This is a genomic window from Marinobacter fuscus (assembly GCF_003007675.1).
GTDB classification, from domain to species: Bacteria; Pseudomonadota; Gammaproteobacteria; order Pseudomonadales; family Oleiphilaceae; genus Marinobacter; species Marinobacter fuscus.
On record NZ_PXNP01000023.1, the window covers coordinates 60,179 to 79,507 of the forward strand.

The following is a 19,329-nucleotide window of genomic DNA, read 5'->3' on the forward strand; positions in this document are numbered from 1 at the left end:
GGAGCCTGCCGGTCGTGAACGACGCGCTTATGAATGTGCCTTTGTTTCCACTGAATTCGCTGGTCTTGCCCAAAGGCCGGATTCCGCTGCAGCTGTTCGAGCCCCGTTATCTCGATATGCTGACCCGCTGCATGAAAGAAGATCGTGGTTTTGTGGTGGTTTTGCTACGTGACGGTGCCGAAACCAGCAAGAGAGCCGGCTTCTATGATATTGGCACCTACGTACGGATTATTGATTTCCAGCAGTTGGAGAACGGACTGCTGGGTATTACCGTTGAAGGCGACTGCAAGGTAACCGTGGTGCGAAGCTGGCAGCAGGGGGATGGCCTGAATGTGGGGGATGTGGAATGCCTGCTGGATGAGGCAGAAAGTGATGTCCCTGAGCGCTATCACGAATTGCCTGCGGTGTTGCGGGCGCTGTTTCGTCATCCTGTGGTGCAGGATCTCGAGATGCAGGTGGATTACGACGACGCCCGCCATGTCGGGTGGCGTTTGACCGAACTGCTCCCCCTTGACAAACAGGAAAAACAGCGGCTTGCTGAATTACAGGATCCGCTGGAACGGCTGGATCGGCTGCAGCAATTGTTGGAAGCCCTGGAGCAGGATGAATAGTGCCCGGGCGGGGGACACCCGACGTCAGGGCAGTGGCGAGTAGTCGATCATGGCCTGCGGCCAGCTTAACCACATGTAGACTGCAACAAAGGCCAGCCACGTAAGCACCGCCGCGTTTGCCAGCGCATCCGGGCTGAGCGGAACCCGGTCAAACCGGCTGTAGCTGGCGCGGGTAATGCCGGTAATTGCTAACCCCAGAAACAGCCCCCCCAAAATGTCGGTAAACCAGTGAACCTGAAGATAGAGACGGCTGATGGCGACCGGCAGCAATGGCAAAGACAGGAACAGGTAATGCTGCCAGCGTTGCTGGCTGCGGTTTTCTCCGGCAATGAAGCTGGCCACCAGTGTTACCAGAACGGTCATGCCGGCGGTATGACCGCTTGGATAAGCGCCTGACTCCGGCGCTGCAAGTACCTGTTCCGGGCGGTTGATGCCAATGCCCGCCTTAAGCAGCCAGACGCTGAGAGCGGTTATGCCGACGGCAGCCGCCACGTGCAGTGCAGCCGCATAATATCCCCGGAACGCCAGTGTCAGCACCGCCAGTATGGCGGCACACGTCAGAACGGGCGGGTCACCCAGCAGGGTAAACGCCACCATCGGTAACTCCAGCACCGGTTGGCGCAGCAGTCCGAACCAGTGCAGTACTTGCTCGTTGAGATACTGCAGTTGATCGCTTACCGAGACCAGTTGGGCCAGAGCGAGGAATAGCGCCAGGCTGGCAATGCTCAGCAGCAGCGACGGCAATGGAAATTCACCGCGCTGATCCGGGCGTTCGTTGCTGTACAGGCGCCAGAACCGGTGGGTGGCGTCGTATCTGGCCATGGTGCCCTCCAGCCAATGATACAGCCAGCTGCCTTCGCCCAGTCCCAGGCGTACCCGCAGTACAATCAGGTAGACGGCCACCAGGGTTGCACCGCTGATGGCCAGAACGGGATAAAAATGGGGGGGTGGTTTGATTTCGCTGGCCAGTGCAGAGCCGACGACAAAGCCCGGAAGTATATAGACCAACGCCCAGCCCACCGCTGACAACAGATTAAACACGATAAATCGACGCCAGGGCATGGTCAGTGCGCCGGCAATCAGGGGGATGACCGGGCGGATGGGGCCAACGAAACGGCCGATCACCACGCTTTTGCCACCGTGGCGATGGAAAAAACGTTCGCCGCGGGCGATCAGGCCCGGGTAGCGTCGGAACGGCCAGACCACATCCAGTCGCCCCTGCAGCCACCGGCCAATTGCAAAACTGGCAACATCTCCGGCCACGGCCCCGAAGCCTGCCCAGAAGAGGGCTTCCGCCAGGGGCATGCCGGTTTGTCCAGCCAGTGCCGCAAAGGCAAAGAGCAGGGCAACGCCGGGTACGATAATGCCGGCAATGGCGAGAGATTCCACGAAGGCGGTTGCAAAGAGCGCCACCACCAGCGAACCCGGATTGGCAGTCACCCAGGCCGTCATATCACCCAGCCAGTGCTCACTCATACCTCGGTGGACGCTCCGGGGCTGAACCAGGCCGTACCGGAGCCCTGCGACCGGGCGCGTGCCATGGCCGCTCTGGCCCGATCGCGCAAATCGCTGTTGCCGGTGTCGCCACTGCCCCGTGTTGTACAGCCCAGACTGACCGAGATTTTGCCGATGCCGGGCCACTCGTGTTCGCTCAGGGTTCGGCGCACACGCTCGGCAATTACACGGACACCGTCTTCAGGTGTGAACGGCAGAATCAGGAAAAACTCCGAGCTGTTAACGCGATAAATCGAATCTCCGGCACGAACGACATCAAACAGCGTTCTACAGATGTTCTGTACCAGTGACTGCAAACCGGCTTCACCATGCAACTTGCCGATTTCATCGGTGTGGTCAATGCTCAGGCTGATGGCCGACAGCGGGTGGCCGGTGGCAATCGCCCGGCTGATCTCCTTTTGCAGGGCCTCGTCCAGAAAGCGGGCATTGTAGGCACCGGTTACCGGATCGGTAATGGCCAGGTCCTGTGCTGACTGGGTCATGTGGTCGTAGTGCCACACACAAAAAGCCGTCACGGTCAGCAGGGCCGCCAAACCGATACTGGTGAGCAGCGCATCGCCCAGCGGTTGTGTCAGCCAGGTGACCGCCAGTACCGGAAGGAGAAGGATCAGCGAAAGTGTAAGCCCCTGCCGCAGAGGTAGGATCAGAAAGTTAAGAGCGATCAGTGGCATGGCCCAGTGGCTGATTCCCGGGGCATCCAGTGCCAGTACTGCTGCCACCAGACCACTGTTCAACCCGGCCAGAATAGTGAGGTGCCCGGGCGCAGACAGCTGGTGGCGACGGCAGATAAACGTGTAAACCAGGCCGCCAAGCAGCAGAGCCGACATAGCAAGGGCCAGATAGAAAAGCTGGTAAAAACCATAACGCAGATTCTGTAATGCCAGCCCGGCAGTGAACAGGGCGGCCAGGCCGTAGCCAAACGCGTGAGTCCAGGATCGCAATCGGGTTTCTGTCATGGTGCAATTCCCCGGTTCGCTTGCAGGTTTGCATCCAGGGCATCGGAAGGCACCGGGTTGCTGTATGTCTGGGTGCGGTTTCCACCCTGTTGCTGGGCGCGGCGAAGGGCGTTGGCCACACTTTGCTGCAGGCTGTCGGCGTCATCGCCGATATTGAGCCCGGCAACGCCGGTGCTCACCGTCAGCTTTAGCTTGTGCGAGGCCATCAGGGCACCCAGGCCCTGGCGCAGTTGTTCGGCGGATCGTGCGGCGCTGGCCGTGTCGGCGCCGGGAAGTATGATCAGAAACTGAAGATCGGCCACCCGGTAATAGGTGTCGAAATCCCTGAGCTGGGAGTGCAGGTAGCGGCCGATCCTGGGCAGTATGGCCCGGATATCCTCATCCGGCTCGCGATCGCTCAGGTGAGTGTCCAGGCCAATCATGATCAGCGACAGATTAGTGCCCTCGCGTTCACTGCGCTGGATTTCCTTGTGCAGATCTGCCGACAGGTATTCCCGGCTGGCTGCCCGGGTGAGTTCATCGGTGCGCCTGAGCGGTGCCAGTTGGCGGGACTTGTAGTCCCGCATGAACACAAGGACAGCACCCAGAAAAGTGGTCAGAATCAGGGCGCTGGTCATCTGATGCCGATCCGGTAGGGCACTGCCCCATTCGTTGCCGGCAATGACCAGTACTATGAGTAAGGCTGAGGTGATCGCCGCAATATAGCCGGGGATCATCACGAAAAGCGCCAGCGGGAGGACATACATCCAGTGGCTCAGTGCCCATGGGCCCAGCCATAGCGACATGACAAGAGTGATGGTCAGGGCAGCGGAAAAGAACAGCCGCAACTGTGGCCAGGGCGTGGAGTTACGGTTCTGGCCCTGAAAGGTTCCGGCCAGGCACAGGCCCGCAGCGGCAGCGGCAGCAACGGCGGCCAGGGGCTCGCCCATCAGCAGGCACAGCCCGGTAGTCACGCCGAAGGCCAGCATCCCCAGTCGGGCAAACTTGCCGGGAAGAAACTTTTCGGCGGTATGGGGCATTGAGTTAGTCCTTTGCAGGGGCATCCATTTTGAGCTGTAGCCCCGCTATGATAATGCTTTGGGGTGCGGACTTGAAACGGGAAAGGTAAAGTAACGCTCCAGTTTTGGAATCAGCTTGCAGAAAAAGGGTAAACCAATGGATGTTGCAGCCTATATGGCGGAACTTGGGCAGCAAGCCCGGGCCGCTTCCCGGGAGATCGCCCGGTCGTCAACGGCAATCCGTAACCAGGCGCTGCTGGCTACCGCCGAAGCACTGGACGAGGCGCGCACGGCGCTGGCGGATGCGAATCGTAAAGACCTTGAAAACGGGCGCGAAAATGGTCTCGACAGTGCCATGCTGGATCGGCTGGAGCTGACACCGGAGCGCATCGATACCATGATTGAAGGCCTGCGCCAGGTGGCTGCGTTGCCAGACCCGATCGGGGTAATCACCGATATGACCTACCGGCCATCCGGCATTCAGGTGGGGAAAATGCGGGTGCCGCTGGGTGTTATCGGGATTATTTACGAGTCGCGCCCGAACGTAACCGTCGAAGCTGCCAGTCTTTGCCTGAAATCCGGTAATGCCACGATTCTGCGCGGTGGCTCAGAAGCCATTCACTCCAACCAGGCCATCGCCGGATGTCTGAGGCAGGGGCTGGCGGAGGCCGGGCTGCCGGAAACCGCCGTACAGGTGGTCAAGACCACGGATCGGGCTGCGGTTGGCGAGCTGATTACCATGCCTGACTATGTCGATGTGATTGTACCCAGAGGCGGCAAGGGGCTGATCGAGCGGATCAGTCGGGATGCGCGGGTGCCGGTTATCAAGCACCTGGACGGCGTGTGTCACGTGTATATCGACAGCCATGCCGATCCCGAAAAGGCGTTGAATATAGCCGTTAATGCCAAGACTCACCGGTACGGCACCTGTAATACCATGGAAACCCTCCTGGTGGATCAGGAGATTGCCGAAGATATGCTGCCTTTGCTGGCGGAACAGTTCCGGGCCAAGGGAGTGGAGCTCCGTGGCTGTGAGCGAACCGTCAAGGTACTTAAAGGCATTACCGAAGCCACTGAGGAGGACTGGCACGCCGAGTATCTTGCCCCGGTACTGGCGGTTCGGGTGGTGGACGGTCTGGACGCGGCGATTGCCCATATCAACCATTACAGTTCCCAGCATACTGACAGCATCGTAACCGAGAACTACACGCGGGCCCGCCGTTTCCTGACGGAAGTGGATTCCAGTTCGGTCATGATCAACGCATCCACACGCTTTGCCGACGGCTTCGAATACGGCCTGGGTGCTGAAATTGGTATTTCCACCGACAAGATACACGCCCGCGGACCGGTTGGCCTGGAGGGGCTGACATCACAGAAATATGTGGTGTTCGGCGACGGACACGTGCGGGCCTGATGCCATGCATGTGATATACGGCGGCACCTTCGACCCTGTTCACCACGGCCATCTTCGTATGGCTCTGGAAGTTGGAGAGGCGCTGGGAGTGTCGCAGGTGAATCTGGTTCCCAGCCATATCCCGCCTCATCGTGGCGATACCGGCGCCAGTGCGCAGCAGCGGCTGGAGATGATTCGGCTGGCGATTGCCGGTGAGTCGCGCCTGGTGCTGGATGAGCGCGAAGTGCGCCGCGAAGGGGCTTCCTACACGGCCGATACGCTGCGCCAGTTGCGGCAGGAACTGGGGTCTGAGATGCCGCTGGTGATGGTGGTGGGTACAGATGCCTTCGCCTCGTTTGACCGCTGGCGTGACTGGCAGCAGATACTGCAACTGGCACATATCGTTGTGGTTCAGCGCCCCGGTGCCGGCCTGCCCGAGGGCAGTGAGGCCGGGCGACTGGTCAGGGATTATCAGACCGCGTCAGTACGGGAGTTGCAGGATAACCCGGCAGGCCGAGTCATGGTGCTGAATCCGCCGTTACTGGATATCTCGGCAACGGGTATCCGCGAGCGCATAGCTGGCGGCCGTTCAATCCGGTATCTCACGCCGGATGCGGTATGGCAAAGGATTGAAACCTGGGCGCTGTACCGGCCGCCAGCCGGGCAGGGCTGAAAAAGTTATTCACAGGCGCCTTTAGTGCTACAATCGCGCCTGAATATCTTTGATCGGGCGGCCATTCCGGCCAGGGCCCGTACCACAGGGTGATTATGCAGGCTGAACAACTGAAAGATCTGGTCGTAAATGCACTGGAAAACATCAAGGCCCAGGACGTAAGCGTTATCGACGTTCGGGATCGCACCAGCGTTACGGACTTTATGGTGCTGGCGTCGGGTACCTCCAACCGGCATGTAAAATCCCTTGCCGATTCGGTTGTCGCAGAAGCCAAGGAGCAGGGTGTGCGCCCCGGCAATGTGGAAGGCGCAGGCGGCAGTGAATGGATTCTGGTGGATCTGGGTGATGTGGTTGTTCACGTGATGATGCCCGCAACCCGCGAATTCTATGATCTGGAGCGCTTCTGGCGTGATGCTCCGGATCTTGGTGCTGCAGGCAGCGAATAATCATGCGCCTGCGATTGATCTGTGTCGGGCAGAAAATGCCCGACTGGGTCACGGCTGGCTACAACGATTACGCTCGCCGGATGCCGCCTGAGCTGGCTCTCGATCTGGTCGAAATCCCCATGGCCCACCGTGGCAAAAACCCGGATATTGCCCGTCTGATGCAGCGGGAAAGCGACGCCATTCTGTCTGCCGCTGGCCCCAGGGATCGGGTTGTTGCTCTGGAAGTGGGCGGTCGGCCCTGGTCGACGGAAAAGCTGGCAGCCCAGCTGGAGGGCTGGCAACAGGACGGCCGTGATGTGTCGTTTCTGGTGGGCGGGCCCGACGGCCTGGCCGATGCCTGCCGACAGCGTGCGGACCAGCAGTGGTCGCTGTCACCCCTGACTCTTCCCCATCCTCTGGTTCGTATTCTGCTTGCCGAACAGCTTTACCGGGCCTGGAGCATTACCCGCAATCATCCCTATCATCGGGCCTAGGTATCAGCATGGCCTGGGGAGAGCTCAAAGACACCGCCGCCGAACGCCGACTGTTCCAGCGTCGCGCCATGGTTACCCTGGTATTTGTAACACTGATGCTGGCGGGTCTGCTGGCCCGTATGTACCAGTTGCAGGTGGTCGAGCACGATATCTACACCACCCTGTCTGACAAAAACCGCGTTCAGGTGCAGTCTGTGCCTCCACCGAGGGGCCTGGTGTACGACCGCAACAACGAACTGTTGGCGGAAAACCGGCCGGTGTTCAGCCTTACCATCGTTCCGGAAAGATCCGGTGACATGGAACAGACACTGGCCCGGCTTGGCCAGATACTCGAGATTTCCGAAGAAGACCTGGAACGGTTCGAAAAGCGCCGCCGGGAGCCCCGTCGCCCCTTCCAGGCTATCCCTCTGAGCTATGACCTCAACGAAGCGGAAATCGCCCGTATGGCGGTTCATCGGCATGAGTTCCCCGGGGTAGAGGTGGAGGCCGAGCTGGTGCGCTATTACCCCCACAGTGAGCTTACAGCCCATGCTCTGGGCTACGTTGGCCGGATCAACCGGGAAGAGTTGCAGCGCATTGATCCGGTGAACTACGCGGGGACTAACTATATTGGCAAATCCGGTATCGAGCGCTTCTATGAATCGGTATTGCACGGGCAGGTGGGCTACCAGAACGTGGAAACCAATGCCCGTGGCCGTATTCTCAGGGTGCTGGAGCGGGTGAACCCGACGCCCGGTGAAGACCTTCAGCTGCATCTCGATTTGCGGCTTCAGCGCCGCGCTCACGAACTGCTCGAAGGGCGCCGGGGCGCCATTGTCGCAATTGAGCCGTCCACCGGAGGCATCCTGGCACTGGCCAGCGTACCGGGTTTTGATGCCAACCTGTTCGTAACCGGGATCAGTGTCAAAGATTACCGGGAGCTCAGTAGCAGTATCGACAAGCCTCTATTTAACCGGGCATTGCGGGGGCAGTATCCCCCAGCCTCCACGGTCAAGCCGATGCTGGCGGTGGCAGCGCTCGACAGTGGCGTGACCACCCGCGAGCGCAAGATATGGGATCCCGGTTTTTTCCAGCTGCGTGAGGGAGGCCGCCGCTATCGCGACTGGAAACGTTCCGGCCACGGCTGGGTAGACCTTATCGACTCTGTGGCCCAGTCCTGCGATGTCTATTTCTATGAAGTAGCGGTGGAAATGGGGGTCGACACCATGGTGCGCTATCTGTCGGCCTTCGGCTTCGGCGAGGACGCCACGCTCGACGTGTCCGGCGCACTCAGTGGCTTGTTGCCAAGCCGGGACTGGAAGCGTGGCGCCCGTAATGAACCCTGGTATCCGGGGGATTCGGTCAATATGGGCATTGGCCAGGGTTTCCTTCTGGCAACACCGCTGCAGCTGGCCACCGCAACCGCGCTGATTGCTAACCGGGGTGAGTGGGTAGAGCCACGGCTGCTCAAGGATATCCCGGGCGACCGCTCGCTGGCGGAATTCCTGCCGGAACAGACCCATCAGCCGCTGGAACTGAAGAACCCGGATGACTGGGAGTATGTGGTGGACACCATGGAGGCGGTTATGCACAGCCCCCGCGGCACCGCACGGCGTGCCGCCAAAGGTGCGAACTATCGCATTGCGGGTAAGTCGGGCACGGCCCAGGTCTTCGGGCTGGGGCAGGATGAAGAATACGACGCCGAGCAGATCCGGGAACGACTGCGTGATCATGCCCTGTTTGTCGGCTTCGCGCCTTCGGATAATCCGAAGATTGCGGTCGCGATTATTGTCGAGAATGGCGGTGGTGGCAGCGGCACAGCGGCACCGGTTGCCCGCAGCCTCTTTGATGCATGGCTGGAAGAATTTAATGTTGAGCAGCAAGCCACTGAAATAACCCGGGCAGAGCCTGAGCGAGGGGGTAACTGATGGCGCTGAACTCTATGGTTGGCAATGCCAGGGATCATGGTCTCGGGCGCAACCGCGGCATCTGGGCCACATTGCACCTGGATCCGACTCTTCTGCTGCTGTTACTGGTGTTGATGGTGGGCGGGTTGTTTGTGCTTTACAGTGGCGCCGACCGCAACCTGGAAATGGTCAAGGCGCAGGTTATCCGGTTTGGGGTGGCTTTCGTGGTTATGATCGTGTTCGCACAGCTGGATCCGGCTGTTTTCCGGCGCTGGTCGCCCTGGTTGTACGCTGCTGGCCTGGTGGGGCTGGTGGCGGTGCTGGTGGTTGGGGTAGGCGCCAAAGGGGCGCAGCGCTGGCTGGCCTTGCCGGGGCTGCCGAGGTTCCAGCCATCCGAGCTGATGAAGCTGGTGGTGCCGATGATGGCGGCCTGGTATCTCTCCCGCTATTACCTGCCGCCCACGTTTTCTCGGGTCATGGCCGGGCTGGTGATTGTGTTGTTGCCCATGTTTCTGATTGTGCGCCAGCCGGATCTGGGAACCTCTCTGCTGGTGGGTATGGCTGGCATCTTTGTGGTGTTTTTCGCCGGTATCAGCTGGAAGCTGATCGCTGCCTTTGCGGCCATGGTATCTGTATCGGCACCGCTGATGTGGTTTTTCGTGATGCGTGAGTATCAGAAGCAGCGAGTGCTTACGCTACTGGATCCCCAGAGTGATCCGCTGGGCGCCGGATGGAATATTATCCAGTCCAAAACGGCCATCGGATCGGGCGGTATAGACGGAAAAGGCTGGCTTCAGGGCACCCAGTCCCATCTGGAATTTCTGCCTGAGAGCCATACCGACTTTATCGTGGCCGTGCTGGCCGAAGAGTTCGGTTTTATTGGTGTGGCCCTGTTGCTGGCGCTGTATTTCATGATCATCCTTCGCTGTCTGTATATTGCCGTTACGGCTCAGGATTCGTTTGGGCGTTTGCTGGCTGGAGCGCTCACCATGACGTTTTTTATCTATATATTTGTCAACATCGGCATGGTGAGCGGGTTATTGCCGGTGGTCGGTGTGCCTTTGCCACTGATCAGCTATGGTGGTACGTCCAGTGTCACCCTGATGGCGGCCTTTGGTGTGTTGATGTCGATACATACCCACCGGCGAATGATCACCGCCTGACCGGCAATGATGGCCGCCCGGTAATGGTGAAGGCCGCAGGGAACCCGTTACAATGTTGACGGTCTTTAATAAGTTACCAATGCTATCCGGGGGAACGGTGGGCACAGATGACCAGAATGTATAGCAAATCCTGGCCGGTTCTATGCCTGGTAGCGATGCTGGCCGGGTGCGCCAGCAGCCCCGGGCCGCAGCCGGATCATTCCAGCCGCTACACGATTAGCCAGGATCGCGCCCCGGCGGGAGGCTTTGATGCGTCCGGGCTGGCGGATGCGGTGCCCAGATATGAGGAGCCGCGCCGGGCCGGTAACAAGTCGCCGTATACCGTCTGGGGCAAGAGCTACCGGGTTCTGCCCTCCAATGACGGCTATGTCCAGCGTGGTACTGCCAGCTGGTATGGTGAAAAGTTTCACGGCCACAAAACCTCCAATGGCGAAGTATTCGATATGTACGCCATGTCGGCCGCCCACAAATCATTGCGTATTCCCGGTTACGCCCGGGTGACCAACCTGGACAACGGGCGGTCGGTGGTGGTACGGGTTAATGACCGCGGCCCCTTTCACGGTGACCGCCTGATTGACTTGTCCTACGCTGCGGCCAAGAAACTGGGTTATCAGTCCCGGGGTACCGCCAGAGTTGAAGTGGCGGCCATCACGGTGCAGCCGGATGGCAGCATGTTGCTGGCGGGCAAACCCTTTGGCCCGGAGGGCACCGTCGCAGCGGTCGCAGCCCCGCCCGCGCCTTCCGGGCAGGCGCCTGCGGGTGCAGATCAGGCCCTGTTCGTCCAGTTGGGCGCATTCACCAATCGGGATCCCGCCGAGACCATGCGCTCCCGGGTTCTCGGTGTTCTGGATCACCCGGTAAGGGTGCGGGAAATCAGCACCGGTAGCGGCCGCTTCCATCGTGTTCAGGTCGGGCCGTTTCAGACCGAAGACGATGCCAGATACGCACAGAATATCCTGGAATCCCGGGGTTTCGGCCAGTCTATCGTACTGACCGATACGCACTGAACCTGTTGAGTTCAGAATCACCATAAGACAAACATCCGACGACGAATGACTTTAACCATGGCTTTCAAGAATCTGTTCCAAACCGTGCTCCTGACATTCACTCTGCTTGTGCTGGCTGCCCAGGCTTCCGCCCAGTCGGTGCTGATACCGGCGCCCCCGCAGATAGCGGGAAGCTCCTGGGTGCTGATGGATCCGCTCAGCGGCCGGGTAATCATGGAAAACAACAGCCACGAGCGCTTGCCCCCTGCAAGCCTGACAAAAATGATGACGGCTTACATTGTCGAGCGGGAGCTGGGCGAGGGCCGGATTTCCATGTCGGATATGGTTCCTATCAGCGTTAAAGCCTGGCGGACCGAAGGTTCCAGAACCTTTGTGCGCGAAGGCACCAGCGTACCGGTAGAGACATTGCTGAAAGGTGTGATCATCCAGTCAGGCAATGACGCGTCTGTGGCGCTGGCTGAGTTTATTGCGGGCAGTGAGGGGGCGTTTGTCGACATCATGAACCAGCAGGCATCGTTGCTGGGCATGGAAAATACCCATTTTGAGAATGCCACCGGCCTGCCGTCCGGGAACCATTACTCCACTGCTTACGATCTTGCCCTGCTGGCCCGGGCAATCATTCAGGATTATCCGGAAAATTACCCGCTGTACGCACAGAAACACTTTACCTACAACAACATTCGCCAACCCAACCGCAACAGCCTGTTGTGGCGGGATGACAGTGTGGACGGCCTGAAAACCGGGCATACCGAAGAAGCCGGCTATTGCCTGGTGGCTTCGGCCAAACGGGACGAAACCCGGCTGATTGCCTCGGTGATGGGTGCCAGCAGTTCCCAGGCGCGGGCCCAGGAAGTGCAGAAAATGCTGAACTACGGCTTCCGCTATTATGAAACCGAGCGGCTCTTCCGTGCCGGACAGGAGCTGGTAGCGTCCCGGGTATGGGGCGGCGAAGCCAACGAGGTGTCTGTGGGAATGCCCGATGATGTATACGTGACCATTCCCCGTGGTGCCCGGAATAAACTGGAATCGGTGGTAGACCTTGATTCTGTGATCAAGGCACCCATCAAGGTAGGAACCGAACTTGGCCGCGTGCGCGTTGTGATGGAAGGGGAAACCCTGGTTGACCAACCCGTACTGGCCCTGACCGACGTTCCCGAGGGCGGTCTGTTCAAGCGCCTGTGGGATGCGGTTAAACTGTTCTTTGTTCAACTGTTCAATTAAGCCTCGGGCGCTATCCGCCTGGGCCGGGAGTAATGTGCGGCATGACTGAGCCGAAAGCACCAAAAATCGAGTTTCCCTGCGATTACATGATCAAGGTAATCGGCAATGCCGCGCCCGACTTCACCGAGTTTGTGGTGTCTGTGGTTGAGGTGCATGCACCGGGCATTAAAGAATCGGATATTTCGGTGAAAGACAGCAGTAAAGGGCGCTTCGCGTCTGTACAGCTGATCATCCGTGCCACCGGTGAGGATCAGTTGAAAGCGCTGTTTGAAGACCTTAAGGCCAGTGGTCGTGTACACATGGTGCTGTAACTTCTTTTGCAGGGTGCTGTAACTATGGCAGATCTGATTGTCCGGTCACTGGGCCAGCAGCCTTATCTGGAGGCCTGGGAGGCGATGAAAGCCTTCACCGCCAACCGTGATGAGGCAACGACTGACGAACTTTGGTGCCTGGAACATCCCCGGGTCTTCACTCAGGGGCAGGCAGGCAAGGCAGAGCACATTCTGTTACCCGGCGACATCCCGGTCATTCAGGTAGACCGTGGCGGACAGGTAACCTACCACGGCCCGGGCCAACTGGTGGTTTACCTGCTGATTGACCTCTCCCGCCACAAGCTGGGTGTGCGGGCCCTGGTGGATATCATTGAACAGGGCATCGTGCAGACACTGGCCGGTTACGGTATTGAATCTGCGCCCCGGGCCGATGCACCGGGGGTTTACGTGAAGGGTGCAAAAATCGCGTCGCTGGGGCTGCGGGTGCGCCGGGGCTGCTCGTTTCACGGGCTGGCGCTGAACGTGAATATGGATATGGAGCCGTTTTCCCGTATCAACCCCTGTGGTTATGCCGGGATGTCCATGTGCCAGGTGCGGGACTACTATCCGCAGGCGTCGGTTTACGAGGTAGAGCGCCAGTTGGTGGATCATCTGGTCACTGGTCTGGGTCATCAGGCGGTGGATCAGCGCCAGGGCTGGTAAGCCCGCGGGCTCAAGGCATTGGCTGCAGCGTCGGCTCCGGCAAGGCGGTGTGGTTAGATTGTTCCCGGGTGCTATCCGTATAATAGATGAACGCACCCCGAAGGGGCAGGACATTCGCCGACAGATACAGGTCTTTCATGTCTTCCAGCCGAACCGGAAAATCTGTTTCCCGCATCAAGACCGGCAGTTTTGAGCGCCGGTTGTCTCTCACCAAAGCCGGTCTGTTTGCCGGTACCCGTATGGCCTCACACATGGCCACTAACTGGTTGGGCAGTAAAGATTCCCGCGAGCAACGGCACAAAGCGATGCTGTCCAGCCAGGCTCGTTTTCTGGTGGAAGAACTCGGGCGCCTGAAGGGCAGTGTGGTGAAAATTGGTCAGGTGATGGCGCTGTACGGCGAGCATTTCCTGCCGGAGGAAGTCACCGAAGCCCTGCACACCCTTGAAGACCAGACCACCTCCCTGGAATGGCCCGCCATAGAGCGTGTGCTCAAGGCTGAACTCGGCCCGGCCAGGCTTGCGGAACTGGAGGTTGACCCGAACCCCATAGGTGCGGCCTCACTGGGGCAGGTGCATCGGGCCGTGCGTAGGGCGGATGGCCTGGAGTTAGTGCTCAAGGTGCAGTACCCCGGTGTGGCCGATGCGGTGGACAGTGATCTTAACGCCGTTGCCCATTTGCTCAAGGTTGCACGGCTGGTGAGTTTCGGCCCCGAGTTCAACGACTGGCTGGAAGAAGTCCGGCAGATGATGCATCGAGAGGTGGATTACCGGCTGGAAGCGGCGACGACCGAGAAGTTTCGCCAGATGCTACGGGAAGACCCCCGGTTTATTGTGCCCAGGGTTCTGCCGGAATATTCCGGCGCACGGATTATTGCCTCCACCTACGAACATGGCCATTCGGTGGGTTCCGAGGCGGTCAGGGGGCTGCCGCTGGCCCGCCGCAGTGCTCTGGGTGAGGCCGCACTGGAACTCTTTTTCCGGGAACTGTTCGAATGGGGTGAGATCCAGACCGACCCCAACTTTGGTAATTACCGCATCCGTATTGCCGGAGAGCAGGGGGCGGATCCCGGGCTGGATCGCATTGTCTTGCTCGATTTCGGTGCGGTACAGCGTTATTCCGATGAGTTTCTTGCCCCGGTTATCCAGATGATCCAGGCTTCCTATGAGGGCAATCTGGAGCAGGTAATCGATGGTGGTGTGAAGCTTCGCTTCATGAGCCGCGACTGGCCTGACGAGGTGCTCGACAAGTTTGGCCGTGTCTGTATGTCGGTGCTAGAGCCACTGGCGGCAGATCGCAGCCAGTGGCCCGACGAGGCCGTGAACAGCCAGGGTGAATATCGCTGGAAGCAGAGCGACTTGCCATCCCGGGTTGCCCGGCAGGCGGCGCGCTCTGCCATTAGCCGGTACTTTCGGGTACCTCCAAAAGAGTTTGTGTTTCTGAACCGCAAGCTGATCGGCGTGTATACATTCGTTGCGGTGTTGCATGCCGAGTTCAATGGTGAGCCGTTGTTGCGCAAATATCTGTACAGCTGAGCCTGAGCCGGATCAGCCCCCTGCTGCCAGCACTACCCAGACCACAAAGGCATAGCGCAAGCCCTTTCCTATGCCCACCAGAACGATAAAGTTGAGCCAGGGCACACGCATTACCCCGCCCACCAGTGTGAGTGCATCGCCGCCCAGTGGCAGCCAGCCCAGCAATAACGACCACTGTCCGTACCGGTTAAACCGGTTTCTGGCCTTGTGCAGCTGTAATTCCGAGATCGGAAACCAGCGTTTGTGCTTAAAGCGATCCACCTGCCGGCCGATAACCCCGTTAACGACAGACCCGAGAGTATTGCCAAGGGTGGCCCAGAACCACAGCCAGAACAATGGATAACTCTGCGTAACCAGAGTGCCCAGCAGTATTTCAGAATAGGCGGGCAGCAGGGTTGCGGCGGCAAAGGAGGTCAGAAACAGTGTCAGGTACGCCAAGGATGCCTCGCGATTAAGCTATGATAGTTAAGCCTCACAGAAAAAGGTCCCGAAGTATATGAAACATCTCTCGCTCAGATTCAAGTTGTATGCCCTGGTTGTAACACTGCTGTTAGTCATGGGCGGGAGCATGATCGTTACGGCAACCCTGTCTCTGGATGCCATGGAAACCACCCTGGCCGAGGACGCCCGGGCCACGGTTCGGACTGTGGTCGTCGATCAACTGGACGCCGTCTCCGGCCAGTACGGCGAGATGGTCGCCAGCTTTTTCGCAACCGCATACCAGACACCGGATTTGGTGCGGAGCATCATCGACCGCAACATTCAGGCCGACAGTTCTGGCCGCATGAGCCGCAGAGACCTGCAGGAGACCGTAGGCAGGGTTTTCGAAAGCCGGTCGCAACTGGATTCACTTTATGCCCAGTTCGAGCCCAATGCCTACGATGGTCAGGATATTTATTTTACCGGCGGCGTCGAAGAACACAGCAGTGACGAGGGCACCCTGGATATTGCCTATTACCGCGAGCCCGGCGGCAGTATTGCCTTCAGCCGCACCGAAGACCCGTCAGAAAAATATCTGGACACCCGAAACGAATTCGGAACCCGGGCTGCGGAATGGTATCTCTGCCCCCGGGACAATCTGCGGCCATGCCTGATCGAACCCTATCGTGAAGAAGTGGAAGACGGCTACTACGCGCTGATGACCAGCATGGTGGTTCCGATTCTGAAAGAGGGCCGGTTTGCAGGTGTGGTCGGTGCAGACGTGAACCTGTCGACGCTACAGCCCACCATCGAGCAAGTAAGCCGCGATCTTTACAACGGCCAGGCCAAGGTTACCCTGCTTAGCGAAAAGGGCCTGATTGTGGCGAGCAGCCATTATCAGGAACAGCTAGGGCGCCCGCTGCAGGAAGCCCTGCCTGAGTTGGCGAGTGATCTGCAGGAATTGCACAAGGCCGACGCGCAGTTCGAGAACGATGAGATACTGGCGGTATCCTATCCCATCTCGATTGAACTGCCCGGCCGCACCTGGGCGTTGATTATTGAATTGCCCCGGGACATCGCTTTGGCCAGCGTGACCGAAATCACCAACCTGTTGGCGACAGAAATAGACGCAACGGCGGATCGCCAGTTGATGGTGGGGATTGTGGTGGTGTTGCTGGCCATTGGTGTGTTGATTCTCCTGGTGCGCTCGGTGACCCGGCCACTGGACGAGATTCGCGACCGGATGCGCAACCTGGCCAGCGCCGAAGGGGATCTTACCCGGGAGCTGGACATTGACACCCACGCCGAACTGATTGACCTGGCGGGCGGTTTCAACGCATTTCTGGCGCGCTTGCGCGAGATGATCAACGACCTCAAAGGCGTAAACGCACAGGTGCGCACCCAGGCGGCCGACGTGGGTACCATTGCCCGAGACACCGACGAGCAGACCAGCCGACAGCACCAGGATATCGACAGTGTGGTCACCGCCATGAACGAGATGTCCGCTGCGGCCGGAGAAGTGGCGGGCTTCGCCGGTGAAGCGGCAGACAACGCCCGGGCCGCCCGGGATGGCATCAATTTCACCCAGGACACTCTGGGTACAGCGACCCGCGGGGTGGATGCGCTGGCCTCGGATATGGATCAAGCCAGTTCCGCCATCGCCCAGGTGGCCCAACGCAGCGAAGAAATTAACCGGATACTGGACGTGATTCGGGGCATTGCCGAACAGACCAATCTGCTGGCTTTGAACGCTGCCATTGAGGCCGCCCGGGCGGGTGAGCAGGGCCGGGGCTTTGCGGTGGTGGCCGACGAAGTACGAACCCTTGCCTCCCGCACCCGGGAATCCACCGATGACATCAGCGACATGATCGAGCGCCTGAAAGAAGACGTGGATGGCGCCGTGGGTGTGATCGGCACCGGCGTTGAACGGGCCACCAGCGCGGTGGATGGCACTCGGGAAGCAGGCCATTCACTGGCCACGGTTGTGGAGCGCATCGGCACCATCGTTGAGCATGTCACCCAGGTGGCCACGGCCGCCGAAGAACAAAGTTCGGTGAGCGAAGAAATCAACCGCAACCTGACCCAGATCGGCGATGCCGCCAACGATCTGATGGCCCTGGCACAGCGGGTTCGTCAAAGTGGAGACGCGCTTGATGACCAGGTGCAGGTACTGGATACCGAACTGGGCCGTTTGAAGACCTGAGCCCCCTGTCCGTAGGAGTGGCTACTATCGCCGTCATCGCCAGGATCAATTTCCATTCCTGCCGCTGGCTGGCATCATAGTGGCATTCTTATTTGCCGGGGTTGCCCCGGCCTGATACTCCGGAGGTTTTATTATGGAACAGGTCACTATTTACGGCCGTTCAAGCTGTGGCTTCTGTGTTGCCGCCCGAAATTTATGTGAAACCCGTAACTTTCCCTATGTGTGGGTCGACATGATCGAAAAGAACATGAGCAAGCAGGACATTGCTGATCGCATCGGGCATCCCGTACACACGGTGCCGCAGATTCTTGTTGGCGATGAGTATGTTGGCGGCTTCGATGAGTTCTCCGCTTACGTGCGCCGCCGTGAGGCAGCCACTGCAAGCTGATCAACTTGCCCATCAGAAGCAAAAAAGCCCGGCCATTCAGCCGGGCTTTTTCGTTTTTACGAGGCCTGGGTCAGAGCTCGAACTCTGTCCGCAGCTTTTTCTCCACCAGCTGGTTTTTCAGCTTGGCGACCTTTGGCAGGCCATTCTCGAACGGAGGGAAGTTTTCTCCGGCGATCAGCGGTTGCAGGTAAGCGCGGCAATCCTCGGTAATGCCAAAACCATCGTCCCGGATGTAATGGATGGGCATTTTCTTTTCCTGATTGGCCACTTCGCTCAGGTTGGCTTCACCAATCGACCAGCGGTAAGGTGCGGCCTGTTCCCGCACGATGGTGGGCATCAGCGCCTGCTTGCCCGCCAGGGCCATTTCAACGGCAGCCTCACCCACGGCGTAGGCCTGCTCCACGTCGGTGGCCGAGGCAATGTGCCGCGCCGCCCGCTGCAGATAGTCTGCCACCGCCCAGTGGTATTTATGGCCCAGCGCCTGGCGCACCATGTTGGCCAGTGCCGGGGCAACGCCACCCAGCTGGGTGTGGCCAAAGGCGTCTTTGGCGCCTGCGTCTGCCACAAATCGGCCGTCTTCGTACTGGGCGCCTTCAGAGGCCACCACCACGCAGTAACCGTATTCCTTCACGCAGTGGTCTACGCGCTCCAGGAACTTCTCCCGGTTGAAGGGTACCTCCGGGAACAGGATGATGTGCGGCGGTTCGCCGTCGCCTTCGCCGGCAAGGCCACCGGCAGCAGCAATCCAGCCGGCATGACGGCCCATCACTTCCAGAATGAACACCTTGGTGGAGGTTTCGCACATGGACTTGATGTCCAGGCTGGCTTCCAGGGTGGAAGTGGCAATGTACTTGGCCACAGAGCCAAAGCCCGGGCAGCAGTCGGTGAACGGCAGGTCGTTATCCACGGTCTTGGGCACACCGATGCAGGTAATCGGGTAACCCATCTTCTCGCCCAGTTGAGACACTTTATAGGCGGTGTCCTGGGAATCGCCACCGCCATTGTAGAAGAAGTAACCGATATCGTGGGCGCGGAAGACTTCAATCAGGCGCTCGTATTCGCGCTGGTTTTCCGACAGGTTTTTCAGCTTGTACCGACAGGACCCGAACGCGCCACCCGGGGTGTGGATCAATGCCTGAATAGCCTCGTCAGATTCCAGGCTGGTGTCGATCAGTTCTTCTTTCAAAGCACCGATGATTCCGTTGCGCCCGGCATACACTTTGCCGATCTTGTCTGAATGCTTGCGGGCGGTCTGAATCACGCCGCAGGCGCTGGCATTGATAACGGCGGTAACACCACCGGATTGAGCATAAAACGCGTTCTTGATAGCCATCTCGGGCTGAGGCCTCCTGCTGGTTCAACAATGGCGCAGATCATACGCCAAACACGGCGGTTTTTCATGAGCACTTACCGGCCCCTTGACCACGCAGAAAGTATGGTAGAGGCTTGGCAGGTTTCAAACCGGAGGCA

Annotated in this window: 19 protein-coding genes; 14 read left to right on the top strand and 5 right to left on the bottom strand. The window is 59.2% G+C overall.

The features are described 5' to 3' along the window. The first annotated feature begins 29 nt into the window (after nt 1-29). Nucleotides 30-611, top strand: a complete 582-nt coding sequence (locus C7H09_RS06175; protein WP_106761732.1) for an LON peptidase substrate-binding domain-containing protein — start codon at nt 30-32, stop codon at nt 609-611. Nucleotides 612-635: 24 nt separating this feature from the next. Here C7H09_RS06175 and C7H09_RS06180 read toward each other — a convergent pair whose 3' ends face one another. From C7H09_RS06180 to C7H09_RS06190, 3 genes are read right to left on the bottom strand one after another with little or no spacing between them, the layout of a single operon-like run. Then, on the bottom strand, nt 636-2,087 hold the full coding sequence (locus C7H09_RS06180) for a bifunctional DedA family/phosphatase PAP2 family protein (RefSeq protein ID WP_106761733.1): 1,452 nt from the start codon (nt 2,085-2,087) through the stop codon (nt 636-638). After that, complete coding sequence (locus C7H09_RS06185) at nt 2,084-3,082, bottom strand: GGDEF domain-containing protein (RefSeq protein ID WP_106761734.1); 999 nt, start codon at nt 3,080-3,082, stop codon at nt 2,084-2,086. Before C7H09_RS06185 ends, C7H09_RS06180 begins: the two co-directional genes overlap by 4 nt. Continuing rightward, complete coding sequence (locus C7H09_RS06190; RefSeq protein ID WP_106761735.1) at nt 3,079-4,101, bottom strand: GGDEF domain-containing protein; 1,023 nt, start codon at nt 4,099-4,101, stop codon at nt 3,079-3,081. The genes C7H09_RS06185 and C7H09_RS06190 overlap by 4 nt, the downstream gene beginning before the upstream one ends. A 136-nt stretch (nt 4,102-4,237) precedes the next feature. Here C7H09_RS06190 and C7H09_RS06195 point away from each other — a divergent pair, with 136 nt between their 5' ends. From C7H09_RS06195 to C7H09_RS06245, 11 genes are all read left to right on the top strand, one after another. After that, complete coding sequence (locus C7H09_RS06195) at nt 4,238-5,494, top strand: glutamate-5-semialdehyde dehydrogenase (protein ID WP_106761736.1); 1,257 nt, start codon at nt 4,238-4,240, stop codon at nt 5,492-5,494. Between the two features lie 4 nt (nt 5,495-5,498). Next, the gene (gene nadD / locus C7H09_RS06200) at nt 5,499-6,146 is read left to right on the top strand and encodes a nicotinate-nucleotide adenylyltransferase (RefSeq protein ID WP_106761737.1); all 648 of its coding nucleotides are present in this window, start codon (nt 5,499-5,501) and stop codon (nt 6,144-6,146) included. Nucleotides 6,147-6,241: 95 nt separating this feature from the next. Then, complete coding sequence (gene rsfS, locus C7H09_RS06205; RefSeq protein ID WP_106761738.1) at nt 6,242-6,592, top strand: ribosome silencing factor; 351 nt, start codon at nt 6,242-6,244, stop codon at nt 6,590-6,592. Nucleotides 6,593-6,594: 2 nt separating this feature from the next. Further along, nucleotides 6,595-7,065 (top strand): 23S rRNA (pseudouridine(1915)-N(3))-methyltransferase RlmH, encoded by a 471-nt coding sequence (gene rlmH, locus C7H09_RS06210; protein WP_106761739.1) that lies wholly within the window; start codon nt 6,595-6,597, stop codon nt 7,063-7,065. Between the two features lie 8 nt (nt 7,066-7,073). Beyond that, on the top strand, nt 7,074-8,972 hold the full coding sequence (gene mrdA, locus C7H09_RS06215; RefSeq protein ID WP_106761740.1) for a penicillin-binding protein 2: 1,899 nt from the start codon (nt 7,074-7,076) through the stop codon (nt 8,970-8,972). Next, nucleotides 8,972-10,114 carry a rod shape-determining protein RodA gene (gene rodA / locus C7H09_RS06220; protein WP_106761741.1) on the top strand — a complete coding sequence of 381 codons (1,143 nt, stop codon included), beginning with the start codon at nt 8,972-8,974 and terminating at the stop codon, nt 10,112-10,114. Before mrdA ends, rodA begins: the two co-directional genes overlap by 1 nt. A gap of 116 nt (nt 10,115-10,230) precedes the next feature. Further along, the gene (locus C7H09_RS06225; RefSeq protein ID WP_106761950.1) at nt 10,231-11,121 is read left to right on the top strand and encodes a septal ring lytic transglycosylase RlpA family protein; all 891 of its coding nucleotides are present in this window, start codon (nt 10,231-10,233) and stop codon (nt 11,119-11,121) included. A gap of 57 nt (nt 11,122-11,178) precedes the next feature. After that, nucleotides 11,179-12,342, top strand: coding sequence for a D-alanyl-D-alanine carboxypeptidase family protein (locus C7H09_RS06230; RefSeq protein ID WP_240616517.1), 1,164 nt, complete (start codon nt 11,179-11,181; stop codon nt 12,340-12,342). 32 nt (nt 12,343-12,374) lie between these two features. After that, nucleotides 12,375-12,653, top strand: a complete 279-nt coding sequence (locus tag C7H09_RS06235; RefSeq protein WP_420844180.1) for an HP0495 family protein — start codon at nt 12,375-12,377, stop codon at nt 12,651-12,653. A 24-nt stretch (nt 12,654-12,677) separates the two neighbouring features. Further along, nucleotides 12,678-13,316, top strand: coding sequence for a lipoyl(octanoyl) transferase LipB (lipB, locus tag C7H09_RS06240; protein ID WP_106761744.1), 639 nt, complete (start codon nt 12,678-12,680; stop codon nt 13,314-13,316). Between the two features lie 137 nt (nt 13,317-13,453). Continuing rightward, nucleotides 13,454-14,848 (top strand): ABC1 kinase family protein, encoded by a 1,395-nt coding sequence (locus C7H09_RS06245; RefSeq protein WP_106761745.1) that lies wholly within the window; start codon nt 13,454-13,456, stop codon nt 14,846-14,848. Nucleotides 14,849-14,860: 12 nt separating this feature from the next. Here the strand turns inward: C7H09_RS06245 and C7H09_RS06250 are convergent, their stop codons facing one another. Then, entirely contained in the window at nt 14,861-15,286 is a 426-nt protein-coding gene (locus tag C7H09_RS06250) for a YqaA family protein (protein WP_106761746.1), read from the bottom strand. Between the two features lie 130 nt (nt 15,287-15,416). Here C7H09_RS06250 and C7H09_RS06255 point away from each other — a divergent pair, with 130 nt between their 5' ends. Together C7H09_RS06255 and C7H09_RS06260 are read left to right on the top strand one after the other, a co-directional pair. Beyond that, nucleotides 15,417-17,471, top strand: coding sequence for a methyl-accepting chemotaxis protein (locus tag C7H09_RS06255; RefSeq protein ID WP_240616518.1), 2,055 nt, complete (start codon nt 15,417-15,419; stop codon nt 17,469-17,471). Nucleotides 17,472-17,604: 133 nt separating this feature from the next. Continuing rightward, a complete protein-coding gene (locus tag C7H09_RS06260) occupies nt 17,605-17,859 on the top strand; it encodes a GrxA family glutaredoxin (protein ID WP_106761748.1) in 255 nt (84 codons plus the stop codon). Between the two features lie 70 nt (nt 17,860-17,929). On the opposite strand, the gene C7H09_RS06265 is transcribed toward C7H09_RS06260, so the two are convergent. Next, nucleotides 17,930-19,192, bottom strand: coding sequence for a 6-phosphofructokinase (locus C7H09_RS06265; RefSeq protein WP_106761749.1), 1,263 nt, complete (start codon nt 19,190-19,192; stop codon nt 17,930-17,932). Nucleotides 19,193-19,329 lie beyond the last annotated feature (137 nt).

Bases quoted from the DNA above. Each gene is read 5' to 3' on its own strand.
- C7H09_RS06185 (WP_106761734.1), bottom strand. From the start codon at position 3,082: ATGACAGAAACCCGATTGCGATCCTGGACTCACGCGTTTGGCTACGGC.
- rsfS (WP_106761738.1), top strand. From the start codon at position 6,242: ATGCAGGCTGAACAACTGAAAGATCTGGTCGTAAATGCACTGGAAAAC.
- C7H09_RS06235 (WP_420844180.1), top strand. From the start codon at position 12,375: ATGTGCGGCATGACTGAGCCGAAAGCACCAAAAATCGAGTTTCCCTGC.
- lipB (WP_106761744.1), top strand. From the start codon at position 12,678: ATGGCAGATCTGATTGTCCGGTCACTGGGCCAGCAGCCTTATCTGGAG.
- mrdA (WP_106761740.1), top strand. From the start codon at position 7,074: ATGGCCTGGGGAGAGCTCAAAGACACCGCCGCCGAACGCCGACTGTTC.
- C7H09_RS06255 (WP_240616518.1), top strand. From the start codon at position 15,417: ATGATCGTTACGGCAACCCTGTCTCTGGATGCCATGGAAACCACCCTG.
- nadD (WP_106761737.1), top strand. From the start codon at position 5,499: ATGCATGTGATATACGGCGGCACCTTCGACCCTGTTCACCACGGCCAT.
- rlmH (WP_106761739.1), top strand. From the start codon at position 6,595: ATGCGCCTGCGATTGATCTGTGTCGGGCAGAAAATGCCCGACTGGGTC.
- rodA (WP_106761741.1), top strand. From the start codon at position 8,972: ATGGCGCTGAACTCTATGGTTGGCAATGCCAGGGATCATGGTCTCGGG.
- C7H09_RS06195 (WP_106761736.1), top strand. From the start codon at position 4,238: ATGGATGTTGCAGCCTATATGGCGGAACTTGGGCAGCAAGCCCGGGCC.
- C7H09_RS06265 (WP_106761749.1), bottom strand. From the start codon at position 19,192: ATGGCTATCAAGAACGCGTTTTATGCTCAATCCGGTGGTGTTACCGCC.
- C7H09_RS06245 (WP_106761745.1), top strand. From the start codon at position 13,454: ATGTCTTCCAGCCGAACCGGAAAATCTGTTTCCCGCATCAAGACCGGC.
- C7H09_RS06180 (WP_106761733.1), bottom strand. From the start codon at position 2,087: ATGAGTGAGCACTGGCTGGGTGATATGACGGCCTGGGTGACTGCCAAT.
- C7H09_RS06260 (WP_106761748.1), top strand. From the start codon at position 17,605: ATGGAACAGGTCACTATTTACGGCCGTTCAAGCTGTGGCTTCTGTGTT.
- C7H09_RS06225 (WP_106761950.1), top strand. From the start codon at position 10,231: ATGTATAGCAAATCCTGGCCGGTTCTATGCCTGGTAGCGATGCTGGCC.
- C7H09_RS06230 (WP_240616517.1), top strand. From the start codon at position 11,179: ATGGCTTTCAAGAATCTGTTCCAAACCGTGCTCCTGACATTCACTCTG.
- C7H09_RS06190 (WP_106761735.1), bottom strand. From the start codon at position 4,101: ATGCCCCATACCGCCGAAAAGTTTCTTCCCGGCAAGTTTGCCCGACTG.
- C7H09_RS06175 (WP_106761732.1), top strand. From the start codon at position 30: ATGAATGTGCCTTTGTTTCCACTGAATTCGCTGGTCTTGCCCAAAGGC.